The 22,019-nt window shown below is 33.3% G+C and carries 25 protein-coding genes and 1 riboswitch; of the genes, 13 read left to right on the top strand and 12 right to left on the bottom strand.

Annotation, left to right across the window (positions count from 1 at the left end; genetic code table 11):
* Positions 1-15: 15 nt before the first annotated feature.
* Entirely contained in the window at positions 16-1,470 is a 1,455-nt protein-coding gene (locus DW761_RS00785; RefSeq protein WP_117516138.1) for a BglG family transcription antiterminator, read from the bottom strand.
* Between the two features lie 134 nt (positions 1,471-1,604).
* Between DW761_RS00785 and DW761_RS00780 the strand changes: the two genes are divergently transcribed.
* Positions 1,605-3,065, top strand: coding sequence for a glycoside hydrolase family 1 protein (locus DW761_RS00780; RefSeq protein ID WP_117516137.1), 1,461 nt, complete (start codon positions 1,605-1,607; stop codon positions 3,063-3,065).
* A gap of 18 nt (positions 3,066-3,083) precedes the next feature.
* A complete protein-coding gene (locus DW761_RS00775; RefSeq protein ID WP_117516136.1) occupies positions 3,084-4,484 on the top strand; it encodes a PTS transporter subunit EIIC in 1,401 nt (466 codons plus the stop codon).
* 298 nt (positions 4,485-4,782) lie between these two features.
* On the opposite strand, the gene DW761_RS00770 is transcribed toward DW761_RS00775, so the two are convergent.
* Positions 4,783-5,436: a Crp/Fnr family transcriptional regulator gene (locus DW761_RS00770; protein WP_158553721.1), complete on the bottom strand. Its 654-nt coding sequence runs from the start codon at positions 5,434-5,436 to the stop codon at positions 4,783-4,785.
* 106 nt (positions 5,437-5,542) lie between these two features.
* On the opposite strand from DW761_RS00770, the gene DW761_RS00765 reads away from it, so the two are divergent.
* Entirely contained in the window at positions 5,543-6,214 is a 672-nt protein-coding gene (locus DW761_RS00765; RefSeq protein WP_117516134.1) for an ATP-binding protein, read from the top strand.
* Between the two features lie 150 nt (positions 6,215-6,364).
* On the opposite strand, the gene DW761_RS00760 is transcribed toward DW761_RS00765, so the two are convergent.
* The 4 genes from DW761_RS00760 to DW761_RS00745 form a co-directional block, all read right to left on the bottom strand.
* Complete coding sequence (locus tag DW761_RS00760; RefSeq protein WP_117451269.1) at positions 6,365-6,961, bottom strand: manganese catalase family protein; 597 nt, start codon at positions 6,959-6,961, stop codon at positions 6,365-6,367.
* Between the two features lie 3 nt (positions 6,962-6,964).
* On the bottom strand, positions 6,965-7,210 hold the full coding sequence (locus tag DW761_RS00755) for a spore coat protein CotJB (protein WP_233512993.1): 246 nt from the start codon (positions 7,208-7,210) through the stop codon (positions 6,965-6,967).
* A gap of 5 nt (positions 7,211-7,215) precedes the next feature.
* Positions 7,216-7,407 (bottom strand): spore coat associated protein CotJA, encoded by a 192-nt coding sequence (locus tag DW761_RS00750; protein ID WP_233512992.1) that lies wholly within the window; start codon positions 7,405-7,407, stop codon positions 7,216-7,218.
* Positions 7,408-7,698: 291 nt separating this feature from the next.
* Positions 7,699-8,190, bottom strand: coding sequence for a GNAT family N-acetyltransferase (locus DW761_RS00745; protein ID WP_117516132.1), 492 nt, complete (start codon positions 8,188-8,190; stop codon positions 7,699-7,701).
* Positions 8,191-8,353: 163 nt separating this feature from the next.
* Here DW761_RS00745 and DW761_RS00740 point away from each other — a divergent pair, with 163 nt between their 5' ends.
* The 4 genes from DW761_RS00740 to nadE are packed head-to-tail and all read left to right on the top strand — an operon-like array spanning position 8,354 to position 12,061.
* Entirely contained in the window at positions 8,354-9,190 is an 837-nt protein-coding gene (locus DW761_RS00740) for an NUDIX hydrolase (protein WP_117516131.1), read from the top strand.
* 1 nt (position 9,191) lies between these two features.
* The gene (locus DW761_RS00735) at positions 9,192-9,764 is read left to right on the top strand and encodes an isochorismatase family cysteine hydrolase (protein ID WP_158553720.1); all 573 of its coding nucleotides are present in this window, start codon (positions 9,192-9,194) and stop codon (positions 9,762-9,764) included.
* Between the two features lie 33 nt (positions 9,765-9,797).
* A complete protein-coding gene (locus DW761_RS00730; protein ID WP_117516129.1) occupies positions 9,798-11,258 on the top strand; it encodes a nicotinate phosphoribosyltransferase in 1,461 nt (486 codons plus the stop codon).
* Positions 11,258-12,061 (top strand): NAD(+) synthase, encoded by an 804-nt coding sequence (nadE, locus tag DW761_RS00725; RefSeq protein WP_117516128.1) that lies wholly within the window; start codon positions 11,258-11,260, stop codon positions 12,059-12,061. The genes DW761_RS00730 and nadE overlap by 1 nt, the downstream gene beginning before the upstream one ends.
* A gap of 21 nt (positions 12,062-12,082) precedes the next feature.
* Here the strand turns inward: nadE and DW761_RS00720 are convergent, their stop codons facing one another.
* Both DW761_RS00720 and DW761_RS00715 read right to left on the bottom strand, forming a co-directional pair.
* Positions 12,083-13,057, bottom strand: coding sequence for an alpha/beta hydrolase (locus tag DW761_RS00720; RefSeq protein ID WP_233512991.1), 975 nt, complete (start codon positions 13,055-13,057; stop codon positions 12,083-12,085).
* Positions 13,058-13,248: 191 nt separating this feature from the next.
* Positions 13,249-13,704, bottom strand: a complete 456-nt coding sequence (locus DW761_RS00715) for a hypothetical protein (RefSeq protein WP_117516126.1) — start codon at positions 13,702-13,704, stop codon at positions 13,249-13,251.
* Positions 13,705-13,938: 234 nt separating this feature from the next.
* On the opposite strand from DW761_RS00715, the gene DW761_RS00710 reads away from it, so the two are divergent.
* From DW761_RS00710 to DW761_RS00700, 3 genes are read left to right on the top strand one after another with little or no spacing between them, the layout of a single operon-like run.
* On the top strand, positions 13,939-14,385 hold the full coding sequence (locus DW761_RS00710; RefSeq protein WP_117516125.1) for a LytTR family DNA-binding domain-containing protein: 447 nt from the start codon (positions 13,939-13,941) through the stop codon (positions 14,383-14,385).
* Positions 14,386-14,397: 12 nt separating this feature from the next.
* Entirely contained in the window at positions 14,398-15,063 is a 666-nt protein-coding gene (locus DW761_RS00705; RefSeq protein WP_117516124.1) for a hypothetical protein, read from the top strand.
* On the top strand, positions 15,060-15,809 hold the full coding sequence (locus DW761_RS00700) for a hypothetical protein (protein WP_117516123.1): 750 nt from the start codon (positions 15,060-15,062) through the stop codon (positions 15,807-15,809). Before DW761_RS00705 ends, DW761_RS00700 begins: the two co-directional genes overlap by 4 nt.
* A gap of 46 nt (positions 15,810-15,855) precedes the next feature.
* Here the strand turns inward: DW761_RS00700 and DW761_RS21290 are convergent, their stop codons facing one another.
* From DW761_RS21290 to DW761_RS00680, 4 genes are all read right to left on the bottom strand, one after another.
* Positions 15,856-16,017 (bottom strand): hypothetical protein, encoded by a 162-nt coding sequence (locus tag DW761_RS21290; protein WP_233512990.1) that lies wholly within the window; start codon positions 16,015-16,017, stop codon positions 15,856-15,858.
* A gap of 43 nt (positions 16,018-16,060) precedes the next feature.
* Positions 16,061-16,243 (bottom strand): type II toxin-antitoxin system HicB family antitoxin, encoded by a 183-nt coding sequence (locus tag DW761_RS21285; protein ID WP_233512989.1) that lies wholly within the window; start codon positions 16,241-16,243, stop codon positions 16,061-16,063.
* Positions 16,244-16,634: 391 nt separating this feature from the next.
* The gene (locus DW761_RS00685) at positions 16,635-17,000 is read right to left on the bottom strand and encodes a type II toxin-antitoxin system PemK/MazF family toxin (protein ID WP_117516122.1); all 366 of its coding nucleotides are present in this window, start codon (positions 16,998-17,000) and stop codon (positions 16,635-16,637) included.
* A gap of 4 nt (positions 17,001-17,004) precedes the next feature.
* Positions 17,005-17,283: an AbrB/MazE/SpoVT family DNA-binding domain-containing protein gene (locus tag DW761_RS00680; RefSeq protein ID WP_158553719.1), complete on the bottom strand. Its 279-nt coding sequence runs from the start codon at positions 17,281-17,283 to the stop codon at positions 17,005-17,007.
* Between the two features lie 611 nt (positions 17,284-17,894).
* A riboswitch (purine riboswitch) is annotated at positions 17,895-17,997 on the top strand.
* 55 nt (positions 17,998-18,052) lie between these two features.
* Between DW761_RS00680 and purD the strand changes: the two genes are divergently transcribed.
* From purD to DW761_RS00665, 3 genes are all read left to right on the top strand, one after another.
* Positions 18,053-19,285: a phosphoribosylamine--glycine ligase gene (purD, locus tag DW761_RS00675; RefSeq protein WP_117516120.1), complete on the top strand. Its 1,233-nt coding sequence runs from the start codon at positions 18,053-18,055 to the stop codon at positions 19,283-19,285.
* Positions 19,286-19,297: 12 nt separating this feature from the next.
* Positions 19,298-20,968 carry a formate--tetrahydrofolate ligase gene (locus DW761_RS00670; RefSeq protein ID WP_117451286.1) on the top strand — a complete coding sequence of 557 codons (1,671 nt, stop codon included), beginning with the start codon at positions 19,298-19,300 and terminating at the stop codon, positions 20,966-20,968.
* Positions 20,969-21,169: 201 nt separating this feature from the next.
* On the top strand, positions 21,170-21,979 hold the full coding sequence (locus tag DW761_RS00665) for an SDR family NAD(P)-dependent oxidoreductase (protein ID WP_117516119.1): 810 nt from the start codon (positions 21,170-21,172) through the stop codon (positions 21,977-21,979).
* Positions 21,980-22,019: the final 40 nt, after the last annotated feature.

Here is a 22,019-nt window from a genome sequence, read left to right as displayed (position 1 = left end):
AATCATACCGTTTTTTCATCCACATACAGAAGGCAGATGATGATTAATGTGTTTTACGATTTGTGTAAGATCTTCTGTACTTAGTACAGAGCTGATATATATGATATCACAACAATCAGAAGTGTATTCTCGGGATGTTGATAAAATAAAATCTATTGTGGAATTGATATTTAATGTGGATATTTGATAGAGCGGATAAATGCCAATAATGTTTAAAAGCTGGCTGAAATATAATTGAAGTTTAGATTCTAATAGTTCAGTCATACTTGTGCTTTGATTTGTAAGAATGATAACATTGAATTTTTCAATATTATTGTCTAAAATAACAGAAATACGAGCTGTTAATGAATTTAATTCACTTAATGATAAAGGAAGCTGTGTATATTTTTCTATAATGGGATTCATAAGACAGGCAATTTCATAAGCATAAGGATGACTTACTTTAATATCATTATTATTGAAATTTTCAGCATGTGTTGTTTGATGATAATAAATCATTGTATTGATATGCTCTGTTAGCTTTTTCTGAGGATTTAAATCTAAATGAAATTTCTTTAATACTTCTGCATAAAATTCTTGTGTGACCATATCAGGTTTATCATTTGATGTATTTAGTTTATCATCGAGAGAATACGTTCTTTTCTTGCTTAATAATTGATTTAAATACATACGATCATTTTCTGATAAAGACATATTTAATTGAATTTCTATTTCATGAAATGGAAACATATCAGGGCCAGTATGAATATGTTCTAAAGAATGAAGATACTTTTTTTCTTGTATTCTATGTGAAACAATAATTAATTCATAAATGGTAATCATTAAACTTTTATTTGTAAGCATTATTTTTTGGCGGGAATAATATTCCTTCAAAGTTTCATAAAGCGTATTTAAGCAGTGATAGATATCATATTTTTGTTGAATATATCGATTGATAAAAGAACCTTCCAATTCATAAAATAAAAGGATTATAGAAGAAAATAAATTTCTTTTATAAAATTCTGAACCAGTAAGCAACAAACCTTTTTTTAATGAAATATTTAAAGTTAAACCTTTTGATGCAGAAATGATATCTTCAATGTTTTTTATTGTGTTTGAGATTGTTGTTTTTGAAACATAAAATAAATCCGCTAATAACCCCATACTAACATAATCTTCATCATGCTCTAAAAGATAAAAGCAAGTAGCAATTTCTCTTTGACTTTGATTGGCTGGAATTAAGTCATCTTTTTGCATATGTATATAAGATGAAATCGTATGCTTATCAGATTCATTAATCCAGTATCCTTTACTGGAACTGGAATTGATTTTTACGCTTTGTTTTTTTAATATATCATTGATATAAAAAATATCCTGGCGTAATGTTCTTGTAGTTGATCCCAAATAACTTGCTATTTCATTACCATGCATAGGGGAGTAATGATTTAACAATAATTGTATTAATTTTCTTTGACGATTGTTCATTTGCATAAGGGTACCTCTATTTTAGAATTTTTAAGTATTAACTTTTATGCCTAAATAAGCGGAAATTCATTGAATGGACTGTTTTTATTATACCATTTATACTGTAATCAGGAAATAAAAACCATTAGGAGGTATGAAATATGAGAGATTTTCCACAAGATTTTTTATGGGGCGGTGCTACAGCTGCATGCCAATGTGAAGGTGCATGGAAAGAAGGAGGAAAAGGTTTATCACTAGGTGATATGAAACCATATCGTCCACATTTAAAACGTACAGATTTACATGAACAAAGAACTGTAAGCTTAGATATGCTGAAAGAAGCTCATGCAGAAAAAGGTACAGGATTATATCCAAAAAGATATGGTATTGACTTTTATCACAGATATAAAGAAGATATTAAATTATTTGCAGAACTTGGATTAAAAAGTTTCAGAATGTCAATTTCATGGCCTAGAATTTATCCAACTGGTATTGAAGAAGAACCAAACGAAGAAGGCTTAAAATTCTATGATGATGTATTTACAGAATTAGAAAAATATGGAATAGAACCAATGGTGACGATGAATCATTATGATACACCATTATATCTAATTGAAAATAAAGATGGCTGGAAAACACCTGAAATATTAAAATATTGGGAACGTTATGTGCGTACAATATTAACCAGATATAAAGGTCGTGTAAAATATTGGCTGCCATTTAATGAAATTAATGCCACAATCTTTATTCCTTATATGGGAGCAGGATTGTTACCAGATGTAGAAAAAGAAAATTTCAAACAAAGTTGTTATCAATGTGTGCATTATCAATTAGTAGCGAATGCCATTGCTAAAAAATGTGCAAAAGAGATTGACCCAAGTGCTGAAATTGGTTGTATGATTGCTAGATTTACTACGTATCCAGCTACATGTAAACCAGAAGATGTTATGCAGGTAGTATTAGATGAAAATTATGAAAACTATTACTATACAGATACGCTTATGTTAGGAGAAATTCCTGCATATATGGATCGTTTCTATGAAGAAAACAACTTAGATATTAAGATTACAGAAGAAGAAAAACAAATTTTAAGAGAAAATACTTGTGATTGGGTTGCATACAGTTATTATATGTCTTTGGTTACAAGTGCAAATACAGATGAATTAGAGAAAACAAATTCTAATTTGATTATTGCAGGTAAAAATCCATATTTAGAAGCTAGTGAATGGGGATGGCAAAAGGATCCAATTGGATTACGCTATTCATTAAACCAAATGTGGGATCGTTATCATAAACCAATTTTTATTCTTGAAAATGGCTTAGGTGCTGTAGATACTTTGGAAGAAGATAACACAATTAAAGATACATATCGTATTGATTATTTAAAATCTCATATTGAGCAAATGAGAGAAGCGGTAAAAGATGGTGTAGGAATTAAGGGATATTATATATGGGGAATTATTGATATAATTTCATCAGGTACACATGAAATGAGTAAACGTTATGGTGTGATTTATGTAGATCAAGATGATTTTGGTAATGGAACTTTAGCACGTTATAAAAAAGATTCTTTTGCATGGTATAAAAAATGTATAGAATCTAATGGAAAAGATCTAGAGTAATCTATTGGAGGAGAAAGTATGAATACTCATAAACAATTAGCAGAACAGATTTTAAAAGAAGTCGGAGGGAAAGAAAATATCGCCAATTTCTTGCATTGTGCTACAAGACTTCGTTTTAATTTGAAAGATTTTGATAAAGCGAATAAAGATAATATTCAGCAATTAGACGGAGTTTGGGGAGTTAATATAAACAGTGGACAGTTACAAGTAATTATTGGGCAGACAGTAACTGAAGTATATGATGAAATTTGCAAACTTGCAGATTTAGAAAAAAGTGAAGCAATTGATGAAAATTTAGATGAAGAACCAAAGAAAAAGCGGTTTTCAATGAATGCAGTCTTTGATGTTTTATCTAGTTGCTTTAATCCTTTAATTCCAGCCTTTGCTGGTGCCGGTGTTATGAAAGGATTATTAACACTTTTCACAACTTATGGCTTTATGAGCAATGAGTCAGGATTATATCTTTTACTAAATGCTGCAAGTGATGCAACATTCTACTTCTTACCATTTTTGTTAGCAGTGACAGCTGCAAAGAAATTCAAAACGGATACAACTTTAGCTGTAGTATTAGCTGGTATGTATATGTATCCATCAATTTTAGGTGCTGCAGGTACAACTATTAAAATTTTAGGAATTGATGTTACATTAATAAAATATTCTTCAACGGTTATACCAATTTTGTTATCTGTATGGATTATGAGTTATGTATATAGTTTTATCTATAAACATACAGTATCTTACTTAAGAGTTGTGGTAGTTCCAATTATCACATTAGTAATTATGGCACCATTAAGTATTATGTTGTTTGGCCCATTAGGATACTATGCAGGTATAGGTGTAGGGGAATGCTTTAAATGGCTGTTTGGTGTTGCACCATGGCTTGGTGGATTAATTGATGGAGCAACTAGACCATTTGTTATTTTAACAGGTATGCATATGGCAATGACACCAATTAAGTTAAGTAATTTCAGTACACTTGGTTACGATATGTTATCTCCAGTAGATTGTGTAGCGACAATGGCTGCTGCGGGTATGTGTTTTGGCGTATTCTTAAAAGCAAGAAAAGCTGAAAATAAATCTTCTACATTCTCTGCATTCATTTCAGCATTTATTGGAATTACAGAACCAGCATTATACGGTGTAGCATTTAGATTTAAAAAACCTTTACTTGCTTGTATTATCGGTGGTGGAGTATCAGGCGCATTTGTAGCGATGATGAATGCAAAAGCAATTACATATGCAATGCCCGCAATCATTTCTTTACCAGCTTATACAGGATCAATTCCGATTATGCTTATCGGATTATTGATTTCATTTGTAATATCAGCAGTATGTGCTTATATTTTCGGATTAGATGAAAGTTTGGAAAAAGATAAAAAAGCAATAGAGGCGGAAAAGAAAGCAATAAAAATTAAATAAATATGAAGAAGGGTATCGTATGTTATACCCTTTTTATACGATTGTAAAAATTTCTAAAAAACGTTTTTAAAAATGAAATATAGGGTAATAAAATGATATAGAGCGAAAGCTCTCCTTTCTTTATAAATTATATCCAAATATTTTCTAAACACTGTCTGGAAAATTCGGTAATGGAATACTTTCATGGACACATTATCAAGTCCCTATACAAGTGAACGATTCTAATGCAAGAAACGGGTATGAAAAAGAAGCTTTAAAATAGCCAGTAGTATTTCTGATGATTGTTATAGAAGGAAACTTAGTATTGTAAAAGATGAAATTGATTCTTTTGGTAATCTAATATTCCTTCTTTTTTCATTTGGCTGAGCACATAAGATAATGCACTGCGGTCTACACATAAATAATCCGCAAGTTGTTGACGATTCAGTGGAATCGTGATGATGTTTTGCTGTTGAAGCTGTTTTTGCTGGTATAAATAAGTTAATAATTTTTCTTTTGTACTTCTTTGTGATATGACATCAATTCGCCTCGTTAGATAAAGGTTTTTATTTGATAAAATCATCATGAGATTTTTTAAAATGATTTGATATTCATCAGATTTTTGAGGTAGTGCCAACAGCTGTTTAATAGGCAGCCATAAGATATGACAATCTTGTTCTGCATAAATATCAACTTGAAGTTTTTGACTACTAAAAGCAAAGGATTCTCCAAATAAATCATATGTAGAGAAATGTCCCAATATTGTGATATTTCCCAGGTAATCATGCTTGATAATTTGCACAACACCATCAAGAACGATACCAATATGATTTAATTCATCCCCATAAGTATAAAGATAACTGCCTTCTTTGTACGTTTTTTCAAAAGCCTGTGCATCATTTAATAGCTGCGTAAAAATAGATGTATCTATCCCTTGAAATAATCGACAACTTTTTCGTAATTGATCATTCATCATCATTCCTCCATATAGTTTTAGTTTAGACTTCATTCGTTGTTTTTACAACATACATGCCCAAAAGAATTTCATATAATCATCATGTAAATTGGAGGATGATACAATGGAAAGAAAAATTATTAAAATAGATCAGGAAAAATGTAATGGTTGTGGTTTGTGTGTAGATGCATGTCATGAAGGTGCAATTGCTTTGGTTAATGGAAAAGCGACATTGATGCATGAACATTATTGTGATGGATTAGGTGATTGTTTACCATCATGTCCTGTCAATGCGATATCTTTTGAGGTAAGAGAAGCACCCGCATATGATCATGCGGCAGTTATGGCAGCACAAAAAGCAAAAACAGGAAGCGGTTGTCCTGGATCACAGATGAAAACCATGCAGCCGGGTATTGGTGTTGTGGCAAATGTGGAATCACAACTGCGCCAATGGCCAGTACAAATTAAGCTGGTACCAGTGAATGCACCTTTCTTTCATCAAGCAGATATTTTAATTGCGGCAGATTGTACAGCTTATGCTTATGGAAATTTCCATCAAAAGTTTATGAAAAATAAAGTGACGTTGATTGGATGTACGAAATTAGATCAAGTACAATATGCGGATAAATTCACAGAGATTTTTACATACAATGATATTCGCAGCATCACAGTTGTACGTATGGAAGTGCCTTGTTGTGGCGGTATGGAATATGCTGTAGAAACAGCAATCAAAAACAGTGGGAAACAGATTCCGTTGGAAGTTGTTGTGATAAGTAATGATGGCAGGATTTTGTAAAAGATGCTTTTTATAAAGTATACTATGGAAATGTTATGGAAAAATGATAAGTATACTTATAGAAAGTAGTCGAGTTTTGATAAGTATACTTTAATTAAGTGTTCAAAAAAGAAAATGACAGTAAACAAAAGATGCTTACTGTCATTTTTTCTACTTATCAAAAGCAGGATTATATTGATAATAGTTACAACTATCCAATTGACTTTGAACATAATCCAAAGCCTCTCCAAATCGCTGGAAATGGACAATTTCTCGTTCTCTTAGAAAGGTTAAAGGCTGAATGATATCAGGATCATTTGTTGCACGTAATAGATTATCATACGTGACTCTGGCTTTCTGTTCTGCAGCCATATCTTCTACTAAATCTGCGATTGGATCGCCTTTTGATTGAAAATAAGATGACGTAAATGGTGCACCGCTTGCAGCTTGTGGCCATACACCAGTCGTATGATCAACGTAGTAAACATCAAAACCACTGGCTTTAATTTCTTCCATGGATAGATTTCTTGTTAATTGATAAACGATAGCCGCAACCATCTCAAGGTGTGCAAGTTCTTCCGTGCCAATATCCGTCAACATGGCACGAACACGATCATAAGGCATTGCATAACGTTGATTTAAATAACGCATAGATGCACTTAATTCACCATCAGGACCACCTACCTGTGATATTACGATTTTCGCAAAACTAGGATCAGGGTTTTTAATATTCACAGGAAACTGTAATTTCTTTTCATACGTCCACATATCTTAAGCCTCACTTTCCCAAGGCCATGGCCCATCAATATATTGCCAGGTATTTGCGTTATTATCCCTGTTTGTTAATGGTCCAAAGCACTCTTGATAATCACATGCCGCCTGTGTTCTAAACTGTTGGAATTTTTTGTAATACTGTAAAGCATTCTCATCATCTGGATGTGAATTTAAAAATAAAGCAGCCTCCTGTAACGCAAAATCAATCATTTGTAATCTTCGTAACTGTTCCACTCTGTTCATATACATCACCTTCCCTGTGGACAAAATGGTTTATCCAGGTCATAAAAAATTGTACCTTTCATAAAACCATCTTCTATACGCATAGGGTTTGTCCACTCTTGCATAGGAACATAGGTCATACCGACTGTGAATCTTGGTGAATTTTGATTACATGTATGATTGTCATTTCTACATGTATTCATATCATAATTATTCACAATATCCCTCTTTTCTTTGAGCTTTATGCTCATGGTATCTTATGAGAAGGGAGGGTGCTGAGCTTAGGCCGATATGAAAAGGATGTGAAAAAAGGTGAAAAATAGTGTGTGATAAAGTATTTATGTAGTTTATCATCTTATACCGATTTTATCCCATATCTTATGACAAACTATTGTGAAAGACAGTACCACTTTATGCAATATTCTGTATATAAAAACAACGCTGAAATATCTACATAGCGTTGTTTTTTTGTGGCGCAGGTAACATGTGAATAAAAGGAAGTATAATTTTTATAATGTTATATAATGAGGTATAATGTCTTCATAAGAGCCATTCTTCATCAAAAAACCATTTGGAATAACGCCTAGTTGTGTAAATCCAAGTTTACGATATAGCTGTAATGCAGGCGTGTTTGTTTTCACAACAGCATTGAATTGTAAAATACGGTACTGTAAATCTTTTGCGGTTTTCATACAATGTAATACCAATGCTTCACCGATATGATATCCGCGAACATCTTTTTTTACCGCATAGCTTGCATTACAAATATGACCACATCGACCAACATTATTTGGATGCAGGATATACAAACCGACGATTTGCTTTGTATCTTCATCATATGCAATTCCAGTAAATGATTGAGATGCAAAGAAGTCAATACCACTCTTTATATCTAATGGCTCTATCTGAGGAAAAGCAACACCATCTATTACAATATCATTCCATATAGCAATTGCTTCCTCTATATCTTCTTTTTGAAACTTACGAATATCTAATTTCATTCTATCATCCTTCCTATAAAAATTTCGTTAACATCATAGCATAGGCATTTTATAAATTCTACAAAAAAATAAAATAAAAGGTTGATATGAGGTTAAAATGACACTATAATATAGACAACAAATAAATATGAAGTCAAAATGACATCATGATTGGAGGAGAGCTATGAGAGATAAAGAATTAAGAAATGCAAAAGGTCAAAATGAACAAGAGTTTTTAGAAGCATACAAACCTGGCAATTATGAGCGCCCATCTGTCACTGTCGATATTCTGATATTTTCATTAATTGATAAAAAGGCTGAAACCAAGCGCACGGTATCGCAAAAAGAACTTCGCGTATTATTGATTAAACGAAAAGATCATCCTTTCATGCATTGCTGGGCAATTCCGGGTGGATTTGTGAATATGGATGAAAATCTTGAAACTGCCGCATATCGTGAATTAAAAGAAGAAACGAATGTAGAAGATGTATATCTGGAACAGCTATATACGTTTGGAAATGTTGGCAGAGATCCAAGAATGCGTGTGATCTCAACGGCATATCTTGCCTTAACATCGCAAGAAGATATTGAACCGGTAGCCGGAGATGATGCAAAAGAAGCCAAGTGGTTTATCGTACAAAATGGGGAACAATACTTAAAACTTGTATCAGAAGATGGTAAAGATGTGATCTGTTACGATAAAACAACCAAAAAAGATAGTTTAAAAGATGGCAGTGCACTTGCATTTGATCATTTGGATATCCTGTTAATGGGACTTGACCGATTGAAAAATAAAGTAGATTACACCGATGTTGCTTTCTCATTATTGCCAGAGTTGTTTACCATTACAGAAGCTAGAAACGTGTATGAAATCTTACTTGGTAAACAAATTGATAAAGCGAATTTCAGACGTGAAATCAAGAAAAAAGTAATAGAAACTGATCAATATGCGGATGATTATAAGAAATCACAATTATATCGATTTAATCCTTGTTGGAGCAACAAGAAGAAAGGAAAATAAGATGAAAACAAATTTAAATAACATGAACCCAATATTATTCGTTGTGGATATGGTCAATGGTTTTTGTAAAGAAGGAGCTATGGCTGATCAAAGCATCATGCACATTGTAAAACCAATTCAGGAGCTTTGTGAAAAAATAAAACCTGAAAACCGCTATTTTATCGCAGATACACATGGAGTTAACGATATAGAATTCACAGCTTTCCCTCAACACTGTGTAAAAGGTGAAGTAGAAAGTGAAGTCATTGATGAATTAAAACCATATATCCAAACACCTATCATTGAGAAAAATTCTACTAATGCTTTTCATGCGATGAAAGATCATCCAGCTTTGAAAGATAGCGAAACAGATGCATATATTATCACAGGATGCTGTAGTGATATCTGTGTTCTCCAGTTTGCATTAACATTGAAAACATATCTGAACGCACAGAATATAGATAAAAAAGTAATCGTACCAAAGAACGCCATAGAAACCTATAATGCACCAGGACATGACGCCAAACAAATGAATGAAGTATCATATAACTTAATGAAAGCAGCTGGAATTATCGTAGTAGATGAATTAAATTAATATAAATATAAAAAAGAAAACGAGGACAAAATTATGATCAATAATCAAAGAAATCTATCTATGCTGATGGACTCTTATGAATTAACCATGGCATATGCATACTTTAAAAAAGGAATGAAAGATAAAGAAGCAGTATTTGATTGTTTCTACCGCATGAATCCTGATAAAGGCGGATATTGTATTGCAGCCGGTCTGGAGCAGTTGGTTGATTATATCTTGAATATGCATTTTTCAGAAGATGATATCACATTCTTTCGTAATAAATATCATTTTGATGAAGATTTTCTGGATTATCTAAAAGACTTTGCATTTCGTGGAACCATCTATGCTGTAAAAGAAGGTACCATTGTATATCCTAATACACCCATCGTTACTGTAAAAGCAAATATCATTGAAGCACAGCTTATTGAAACAATGTTGTTACTGACTGTCAATCACCAAACACTGATTGCCACAAAAGCTTCAAGAATCGTACGTGCGGCGAAGGGCAGAACCATTATGGAATTTGGCGCAAGACGTGCACACAGTTATGATGCCGCAATTATTGGCGCAAGAGCTGCATATATTGGAGGCGTAGATGCTACTGCAACTGTTGCCGCAGAACAGGATTACAAGGTACCTGCCACTGGAACCATCGCACATTCTTTTATTCAGGCCTTCGATAATGAATATGAAGCATTTGAAGCTTTTGCACAGGTATATCCTGATAATTGTCATTTATTAATTGATACCTATGATGTATTGGAAAGCGGTATTAAAAATGCAATTCGTGTCGCAAAAGAAGTTTTAGAACCAAATGGCCACCGCCTAAAAAGTGTACGTATCGATTCAGGTGATTTAGCTTATCTGTCTAAAAAAGTAAGAAAAGCTTTAGATGAAGCATTTATGAGTGATTGTAATATTGTAATTTCTAATAGTATGGATGAATATTTAATTACATCACTATTAGATCAGGGTGCTCCTATTGATTCTTTTGGTGTAGGAGAACGTTTGATCACATCAAAATCAACACCGGTATTTGGTGGTGTTTATAAGTTAGTAGCAATTGAAAAAGATGGAGTGCTGATACCAAAAATCAAAAAGAGTGAAAATATAGAAAAAATCACAAACCCAGGATTTAAAAAGCTGTGGAGATTATACAGTAAATCAACAGGAAACAGCATTTGTGATGTACTAACAACACGTGATGAAGTGATCAATGAAGCAAAAGAATATTGGTTTGTGGATCCATTAAAACCATGGTCAGAAAAACTCACAACTGATTTTACTGCAGTAGAATTACAGAAAACAATCATCGAAAATGGAAAACTGGTATATGAATTACCAACGATTGAAGAAATCCGTGCTTATGTAAAACAACAATTGGAGCATGAATTATGGGTTGAAGAATTGCGCTTTGAAAACCCTCATGTACACTATGTTAATCAATCTAAGAAACAATATCAGTTAAAAATGGACTTATTAGCAAAAGCAGAACATATGGGAGAAAACTAATGGATGCATATGGAACATATTTAAAAACATTTGAAGATCATGTTGAAGAACATATTCAAACAATCATCACTTGGATGAAGGAAGAATTCAAAAAGACCCACGCAGATGGTGTGATTCTTGGAATGAGTGGTGGATTAGATTGTAGTGTTGTAGCCGGTTTATGTAAACGCTCAGGGATTCCTGTACAATTAGTCACGATGCCCAGAGGAAACAGTATGCAATATGGACAAATGAATGACGCAAAATTATTGGCAGAAACATTTGATCTCCAAATGATAGAAGTACCTGTTCAAGAATGCTGTGGTGTATTAGAAACCACTTGTACACAAATCAAAAATACCCAGCTGCAAAACAAATGCAAGGGCGATGTCACAATGGCAAATGCGAATTTAGGACCTATTGTCAGAATGAGTATTTTATCAACATTAGGTCAATATATGAATTATGTCATGATTGGCACTGGAAATCTAACTGAAAGAATGATGGGATATTTTACAAAACGTGGTGATGGATTAAGTGATTTTAACCCTTTGGGAGAACTTACAAAATCTGAAGTACGCATCATCGCCAAGCATATTGGTGTTCCTGCACGCATTATTGAAAAAGCCCCTTCCGCAGATTTATGGGAAGGTCAAAGTGATGAAGAAGAAATGGGTATCAAGATTGAAGAAATTGATCGATATCTATTAACAGGAGTTGTAGAAGATACAATCAAAGATAAGATAGAACATAAAATAATGGTAAGCGAACATAAACGTAAACCAATTCCAATGTTTTCAAGAAAACGATTAAAAATAGTGTAGGACTACTTGTCTTACACTATTTTACTTATCCAGGAAATTGATGATATCCTGCCATGGTTTTATTTCAGTAATTAAATCCGCATGTGTATCCTTTTCATATACCACAGTGCTTGGCTCTTTTTCAAATGCTTTGATTAGTTTTTTTGATAACCTCATAGGCACGATACTATCAGCTTTTGACATAACAACCAAAGATTCACAAGTGACTTGTTTTACATATTGATCACTTTCAAGTGGGTATTGAATCAGATTGGTTAATGGGCCATAAAAAATAGAGAAATATGTATTAAATAAATCTTTACCATTATTATATGGAGCAACCAATACAAACTTATGTAAAGCATGATGCGCTGACACATAGCTGGCAATTCCTGTGCCAATACTATATCCTATCAAATCAATTTTTTTATCAGGGAAATGATTCTCTACATAATCCATAACATCATCTGCCATCTCAAATAAAGAATCCTGTGATAAGGAACCTTCACTTTCTCCATAAGATGGATAATCAATACTTAAGAACGAATAGTTCTTCATCACATCAAAGATACCATCGGATTCAAACTGTAGAAACGTGCTGGCAGTATTCTGCGCATTTCCACCAAAATATACAATGATGGTATCACTAGTATCATTTTCCTTTAACCAGCCTTTATATTTCTGTGAGATGGTTACCTGTTTATATATATGACTTTGTTGAAGCGTTTCACGATCTTGTTCACTATCATTTGGGAAAAAGATAACGTATTCCTGAGCGGAATAAATTGTCACAGAAAGTATCACAAACATGACAACAATAAAGCCTAAAAACTGTCGTAAAACAACTTTTTTAAGCTCTGGTCGTTCCACATGACGATATTTTATTACGATACATACAATTATGCCAATTAAGGAAATCATGATGGGAAGCAGCATTCCTATGACTTTTACTGCTAAAGGGAAACTGGTATTCACAAGTGCTTGGGCACGAACGATTTTAAAGATACTATAAACCATATAACAAAGAGATAAAACGGGTAAAATATATAAAACAAGTTTATGAAAATTTTGCTTATAAAAAAAGAATTGTAACAGCAGCATAAGAATGGAAATACAAATGATCTGTATCAGCATACAAAAACTTCCTTTCCTTTAATACTATTATAATTCTTTTGTTTTTTAGTTTCCATAATACAAAGATGAAGATTTTATGAATTTGATATATGAATAGATAAGTAACGTTTTTTCATCTTATTAACGAACGCTAAAAAGATAACCAGCATCAGAAATTCTGGAAGAAAAGCAAATGGCGCAAAAGCTGTCGTTTTTGGGATGTGGAATAAAAAAACGCAAACATAGGAAATGGTAAAGCAAAGTGCATATACCACAAGGATAAAACGGCAATCTTTTTGTAAGGTCGCATGTAGTAAATGTAGCAAAAGATAGAGTATCATGCCTGTGATTAAAAAGATAATCCCATAACGTAGCATAACAATCGTTTTATCCAAAAGATCGATTCGTTGAATGATTTGTTCTTCAATATGATCATTTTGTATCATTGATGTATACAATTCACTACGAAACAGCGCCATGCACAAGTATGTGAGTGTGCAAAAAATCCATGCGATACAAAAGCGTTTGGTTGGTTTATTGATTTCTTTCATTTTGATCACCTTCATTTATATAACGGATGAAACCTCTGAAAAGTTTCAAATAAGTGAATTTTTTCGTTTTCACTCATGGGTTCAGTATATGCAGATCATTTAAAAATATGAATAAAGTGCGTGCTTGAATGACGAATAAATGAAAGTTATTATTCTATATTGCAAGATATTGATATTTGCTTTCTATTTTCTATCGTCTAAGATAAACTATAATTGAACGAGGGGTGATCAGCAATGAAATTAAAACTTGTTGCCACAAAAGAAGTAAAAGATAAAATAAAACAAGCCATCAAAGAACAAGATATACAATATAGTGATGATGCTTCCTTTGTATTATATGAACTACATCATGAACATGAATTTCTACTTGTTAGAGAAAAGGAAGACTATTTCCGCATTGCGGTGAAAGATATCATTTATATTGAAGCAAAAGGTGCACAGGTATTGGCACATACAAAAGATGGGATTTATCAGGTAAAGGAAACCATGTATCAGTTAGAAGCCAATTTATATGAAAAAGGCTTCTTGCGAATACACAAAGCCTTTATCGTAAACAAAAAAGATATCAGACGTATTAAAACAAGTTTGAATATGAAGTTTTTACTAGTCTTAAGCAATCAGGAAACAGTAGAAGTATCTCGTAGCTATTATTATCATTTTAAAGAAGAAATGGGATTCTAGGAGGTGAATGATATGGAACAAAGAGTAAAAAATGTTGTGTTTATATGTGTGATATGTATCATCTTTGGATTTTTACTATATCGGATTTATAAAAAATATTATGAAAAGAAAATCAATAAAGTATTGCTAGGCGAAAAAGTAAAAGCAGTAACTCCAGGAGCAATCATGAAAGTTTACTTCGTCTTAAGTTTGGTATTGATGATTATTGTGGCAGTGACAACACCAACATATAAAATGAATCAGGATGAATGTCATTTAATTGATTATGTCACATTGTCTATGATTCGACAGGAAGAAAAAGATGCAATGTTTAAAGATATACAGCCAGAGAAAAAAGGTGATCAATATTCCTTGCAAATTAAAAAAATTGACGATGATTTGACGGTTTATTATGCCGCAAATGCACAAAAATTTGGATATATCCTTGAATATAAATTAAACCGGAAAATGGGGGATGATGAAATTTTCCATTTGGCAATAAATGGAGCATCTTCTAATATATCGGCTCAAGATTTAGAGGATGATAAAATCACTTTATTTATCAAAGGCAATCTAATGAAAGGCTGCGATTCCATAGAACAAACAATAGAAATATATAATTTCTGTAAAGGTGAAAATAAAGATCCAGTTCATATAAAGAAAAAGATTATTGTAGGAAGTGGAGGTATCAAGATATGAAAAAGAAAATCATCATTGGGGTATCAATTGTTCTTGTGGTAATGGCAATAGGGTATGGTATACATTATCAAAAAGGTGTTATATTTGATAAGGCAAGTGAATACCTTGTATTTTGTGGAGATCGTGCAGGTACAACAATGCATATCGATACAACATATCAAGGAACTAAGGATATTCAAATAAAAGAACTGGCAGATTATCAAGCAAATTTTCAAATTAATCCAGCTTATGTGATCAATGATTCCTTATCAAATGATACAAAATTACAAAAACATTTTAATACCCCTATGATAATCAATCTGTTAGATGGAAGTGTTGTGGAATTTTCAAAAGTGTCTTATGAGGAAAATGGGAAAACAAAAACCGCAGATATTGGCAGACATCATTATGAATTTAGAAAAGAAGCGGGTATTACAATTAGTAATATTGAGGAAAGTGATGAAAAATATACAGTTCTGTTAGATTTTGAATTAGATGAAGGAACAGTTAAGAAAATTGAATTAACCAATCCTGATTTTAAAGCAAATAAGATTACTTACAAAGAATTATCAAAAGGTAAATATCGTATAACACTAACATTTGAGCCTATGAAAGAAGGGTATACACTCATAGGATCTAGTTTGAAGTTCACGCTTGATATAAACGGCAAGGAAGTTACACGTTATGGTGTAGGGCGTATTCGTTTATATGGAAATGTGGTCGGACTTGATTATACCGTAGGGAAAGATGTTTATTATAAAAAATAAAAGGCGAAGGTGGGTACCTTCGCTTTTACATGCCAATGGGAAGTGTTTATAATTTTAGTTTTTCAATGAGTGCATTTTGTAAAACATTGGAGAAATTGATATTTTCTTCTTCTGCAATTTTATTTAACCATGCTAAAATTGTTATATTTTTTCTAATTGCGTGGCAATTATATTTCTTTTCAAATTCTAAAGAATCATATTCAATCATGATAAAAAATTAATCTTTTTCTAACTTGATTTTAGATGATTCACTAATTAGGAATTTTCTCTTTGTTTTTGATTCTGGTATCTAAGCATAATCCCAAGCATTCTTTTGCCATGGAAATAGCATTTTCAAATGAATCACCTTGCGTAATTGCTTCTGGAGTATCTGGAAAAGTGATGGAAAAGCTAGATTCATCTTTTGAAAAAACTGCAGGATAATATAATTTCATATGCTACCTCCTCTTATAATTAAGCAAGGGACTAATGTAATAGGTCTGCTTGCTTAAGGATGGATCTTCCAGTATGATAAGGAACTGTAACAGAACGGTTTGTAGAGAAGTTCTTAAACTATTTATGTGAGTCTACTTGCCTTACTTCTACAAAGCCATGATTCTTTAGCAGCCTTATCATTTGCTTGGCTGTCATTGGCATGTAGTGTTCTCTTTATCACAATAAAATTGTAATGTGCATTCGTGTGTATGTTAATGACGAATGTGTATAAGTGTGTGTTTTATTGGATGCTGAGTACCATGATTAAGATAACATAGATGTATCTCTTAAAAAAATTGTCTTGTAATTCGCTATTATTGTTACTTTCAATTCAAGCAAAAGAAAAGCATCTTAAAGATGCTTTTCGATACAACTGATTACACAAGATTCAATTTCTTCAAAAATGTCATCAGGCATTTTCTCAACAAAAGCTGCCTTTCGTTCTTGTAAATCTACTGTTCTGCAATGCTCACAAAAAACTTTTCCTGTAGTAACACAACGGTCATCTAATGAGATGTGAGTTGGAAATAACTTCATTTGATTTGATATGGGACAAACGATTGCTAAACCCATTTTTTCATTATAAAAGTTATTACTAATGATTACTGCAGGTCTACGACCAGCTTGTTCATGACCCTTTACTGGATCAAAATTCATCATAATGATATCACCTTGATGGAATACTTTGTTTTTGCCTGTTTGTCTTTTTTGATTCATCTAGCTAAATAATTTCCTTTCCAACAGGATTATCTGTCCAGTATTCTGATTGCTTTGTTTCTCCTTCATAATTCTTAAATCTCTCAGCCAAAGTTAACCGTTTTGGTTTCATCGGTTTTAAAATGATACTTCCATTTTCAACTTCAATAGAAAGATCATCATTTTCACTAAGAGATAATAATCCTAAAAGAGCCTTAGGCAATAAAATACCATTACCATTACCCCATTTTTTTACTTTTGTAGTAAGTGAAATATTGGAATATTTTCCATATATTTCTTTCATTTTAACGTCCACCTTTACTCTTAACAATTTTTTTGACCTAATTAAATACTCTAACATAATCCTTAATAATCCACATAATCCTTATACCATTTTATAAAATCAACTATTTTCCACTACCTCACCACTACACCTTTAGTATAAACAAAGTTTATACTAAAGTCAACCACTTAATCTAGTAATTGAGAGTATTCTATTGTTTTTATTGTTCAAATAGCAAGGTACTAGGCACCACTCCTTTTTCCATTTCGTAATTAAACTAATGATAGCATAAAAAGGATAATAATGCTTACAAAGATTATGTGAAATTTCGTAAATGAGATGAAGAGAAAAGTTAAGGAAAAGACAAGGGCTTTCAAATGGTAGCTTTACTCTTGATGAGTTTATAGCATACGTAGAAGCTTCCTAGATTGTTTTTCAGCTCACTTATCACCATAGCTCTAAAATGAGGCTCTTTTCGCATTTTGATAAGATACCATATTAAACGGATTATTTGTTTTATATAGGACTATAAATCCATAAGATTGCACATCATATTTAATAGATAAACAAAAATTATACGATTGTTTTGGAATACGTCAAATAACATTGTAAAAGTAGGGAAAATAAAGTAAAATAAATATGGTATGAAAACTTGTATAGCATCAGGAATATGGCTGATTGCGTTTCTACCTGCTGACCGTAAATCAGCGGACTACAAGTAAATCTTTTTAGCTACATGAAAGGTTTACTTAGCTTTTCATGTTTTTTATTTGAGAAAGGAAGCGTGACTATGAAAGTATTGGTAATTGGAAAAGGCGGAAGGGAACACGCCCTCGTACATGCAGTAAGCAGAAGTGCAAGAGTTAAGAAAATTTATGCGGCTCCAGGAAATCCAGGTATGAAGAATCTGGCAGAATGTGTTAATATTTCTGACAGTGATGTGGAAGGATTGGTAGCATTCGCAAAAGAAAATGCAATTGATTTAACAATCGTAGGACCAGAAAGTGCATTGAGTTTAGGTGTGGTAGATGCATTCCAGAAAGAAGGTCTGAAAATATTTGGACCAACAAAGGATGCTGCACAAGTAGAATCCAGTAAGGATTTTGCGAAAGCAATTATGGCCAAGTATGGTATTCCTACAGCAAATTATCAGACATTCGACAACAAAGAAGATGCCATTCATTATGTAAAAAGTGAAGGGGCACCAATCGTTATAAAGGAAGATGGCTTAAAAGCAGGAAAAGGTGTAACTGTTGCACATACACTAAAAGAAGCATTAGATGCTTTAGATATTGCTTTTGATATCCCGGGAAATAAAGTTGTTATCGAAGAATGCCTGGTTGGATTTGAGTTCTCATTGATCTGCTTTGTATGTGATGATATCGTATTGCCAATGCAGGTTGCGCAGGATCATAAATGTGCTTATGATGGAGATAAAGGACCTAATACAGGTGGTATGGGTGTATATTCTCCAGTACGTAAAATTACGCCAGAAATTATTGATGAAGCCATGCATTCCATTATGATACCTATGGCAAAAGCAATGGTAAAAGAAGGCCATCCATTTACAGGCTTCCTGTATGGTGGTTTGATGTTAACAGAACATGGTATTAAAACAATTGAATTCAATGCCCGTTTTGGAGATCCAGAAGCAGAAGTTATCCTGCCACGTTTGAAAACAGATTTCTGTGATATCATTGAAAATATTATGAATCATTCTAAAACTGAATTAGAATGGGATGATCAGGTAACACTTGGTGTGGTTATGGCAAGTGATGGCTATCCTGCATCCAGTACCAAAGATGCTGTTATTGAAGGCTTAGATGATGTAGATTCTATGATCTTCCATATGGGTACAGCTGAAAAAGATGGAAACCTGGTAACTGCAGGTGGACGTGTATTGATTGTGGTTTCAAAAGAAGATACACTACAGGAAGCATATGATAAAGCTTATGCAGATGTAGAAAAGATTACATGTGATAAACTGTTCTATCGTCACGATATCGGAAAGAAAGATATGTAGGAGGAAAAGAAAATGTTTAAGACAGACTTAGAGATTGCGCAAGAATGCAAAATGGAACACATCAAAGATGTAGCTGCAAAGATTGGTATTGAAGAAAAAGATTTAGAATATTATGGAAACTATAAAGCAAAAGTTTCTTTAGATTTATTACATAGAAATGAAAACAAAGAAGATGGTAAACTGATTCTTGTGACTGCTATCAATCCTACAAAAGCCGGTGAAGGAAAATCAACAACAACGGTTGGATTAGGTGATGCATTAAATCGTATTGGAAAGAAAACAATGATTGCGTTACGTGAGCCAAGCCTTGGTCCTGTATTTGGATTAAAAGGTGGTGCTGCAGGTGGTGGATATGCACAGGTTGTTCCTATGGAAGATATCAACCTTCACTTTACAGGCGATATGCACGCCATCACAACAGCAAACAATCTGATCAGTGCATGTTTAGATAACCACATTCACCAAGGAAATGCGTTGGATATCGATATCAATCATGTAACATGGAAACGTTGTATGGATATGAATGATCGTACCCTTCGTCGTATTGAAATTGGAAAAGGTCCAAAAGCAAACGGTGTAGAACGTGAAGATGGTTTCAATATCACAGTAGCAAGTGAAGTCATGGCAGTATTGTGTTTATCAACTTCTTTAATGGATTTGAAAGAACGTTTAGGCAATATGCTGATTGCCTATAATACAAAAAATGAACCAATTTATGTGAAAGATTTAGGTATTGAAGGTGCACTTGCGATGGTTATGAAAGATGCCATCAAACCTAATATGGTACAGACATTAGAACACAATCCAGTATTGATTCACGGTGGACCATTCGCTAATATTGCGCATGGATGTAACTCTATTTTAGCAACAAAAACATGTTTAAAACTTGCAGATTATACTGTAACAGAAGCAGGATTCGGTGCTGATTTAGGTGCTGAAAAATTCTTGGATATCAAATGCCGTTTTGGTGGATTAAAACCAAGTGCTGTTGTGATTGTCGCAACGATTCGTGCATTGAAACAGCATGGTAATGTAGCATTAGAAGACTTAAAAGAAGAAAATGTAGAAGCAATGCTTGCGGGATGTGAAAACTTAGCAAAACACATTGATACAATTCAGCAGTTTGGCTTGCCTTATATTGTAGCTATCAATGAATTCGCAACAGATACACCTGCAGAAGTAGAAGCATTGCAGAACTGGTGTAAAGAACATGGACATCCAATGAGCTTATCTCAGGTATGGGCAAAAGGTGGAGAAGGCGCAATTGACTTAGCAAATCAGTTGGTAGAATTATGTGATCAGCCAAATACTTACGCACCTTTATATGATGTCAATGAAACTATCGAAGATAAGATTACAGCAATCGCCACAAAGGTTTATGGTGCAGCTAATGTTGAATTTAGCGATGAAGCAAAAGAACAGATCAAGTTATACAACGAACTTGGTTGGAATAAAATGCCAATTTGTATGGCAAAAACACAGATGTCATTATCCGATAATGATAAGCTGTATGGCGCACCAAAAGATTTCACAATCACAGTACGTGAATTACGTCCAAGTTTAGGAGCTGGTTTTATCGTTGCATTAACTGGTAAGATTTTAACAATGCCAGGCTTGCCTAAGACACCAGCCGCAAACAATATGGATATCAATGAAGAAGGACATATTGTAGGATTATTCTAAACAAAGGTTTTTAAGCATGGAACTCTCTAAATAAAATCCATGCTTTTTTTTGCATTTATATATAAAATATACATATAAAGTTATTTTTGTTAGCGATTTCACAAAATCATGGTACTAGCATAGATTGGTAAAATTACAAGCATTGCTTTATATTTTTTTCATGGTATCATAAAACTATATAATAGGAGGAATAAAAACTATATGGATCGTTTTGAAAACAAAATCATGCTGGTTACTGGAGCAACTTCAGGAATCGGAAAAGCAGTAGCACTGCGCGCAGCATCAGAGGGAGCAACAGTAATTGCCGTAGGACGTAATGAAGAAAGAGGTCATGGTGTCGTTGAAGCAATCACAAGTGCAAATGGAAAAGCTGAATTCATGAAATGTGATGTCAGTGATAAGGAACAGGTAAAAGAATTATTCGCAAAAATCAAAGAATCTTATGGAAGACTGGACGTTGCCATTAATAATGCAGGTATCGTTGGTGCTTCAAAAACAGTGGAAGAATTAGAAGATGAAGATTGGTCAAATGTTATTGACGCAAACTTGAATTCTTGTTTCTATTGTTGTCGTGAAGAAGTAAAACTGATGAAGGAAACAGGTGGTGCTATTGTAAATGTATCAAGTGTTGCTGGTATGCGTGGCTTCCCATCTGCGGCAGCATATGTTGCTAGTAAACATGGAGTAAGCGGACTTACAAAAGCAGTTGCCGTAGATTATGCGACAAAGGGAATTACTTGTAATGCAGTATGTCCTGCAGGTACTAACACACCACTTACAGAAAGAAGTTCAGCGGATATCCAAGAACACATGGCTGCTTTAGCTGCACAGGGAAAAGATCCTATGGAATGGCTGAAGAATTCTATGATGTCAGGTAAAACTGAAACATTACAGAAACGCAATGCTACCCCTGAAGAACAAGCCGCAACAATTCTTTATTTCGCAAGTGATGAAGCAAAACATATCACAGGTTCTATCGTCGCCAGTGATGGTGGATTTACTACATATTAATATCATATAAGAAAAGAGTCTTCACTGTATGATCAGTAAA

Source organism: Absiella sp. AM29-15 (assembly GCF_003434225.1).
Lineage (GTDB): Bacteria > Bacillota_I > Bacilli_A > Erysipelotrichales > Erysipelotrichaceae > Hoskinsella > Hoskinsella hominis.
Note: the sequence above shows the minus strand (reverse complement) of the source record. Positions and strands in the feature narration are given on the sequence as shown.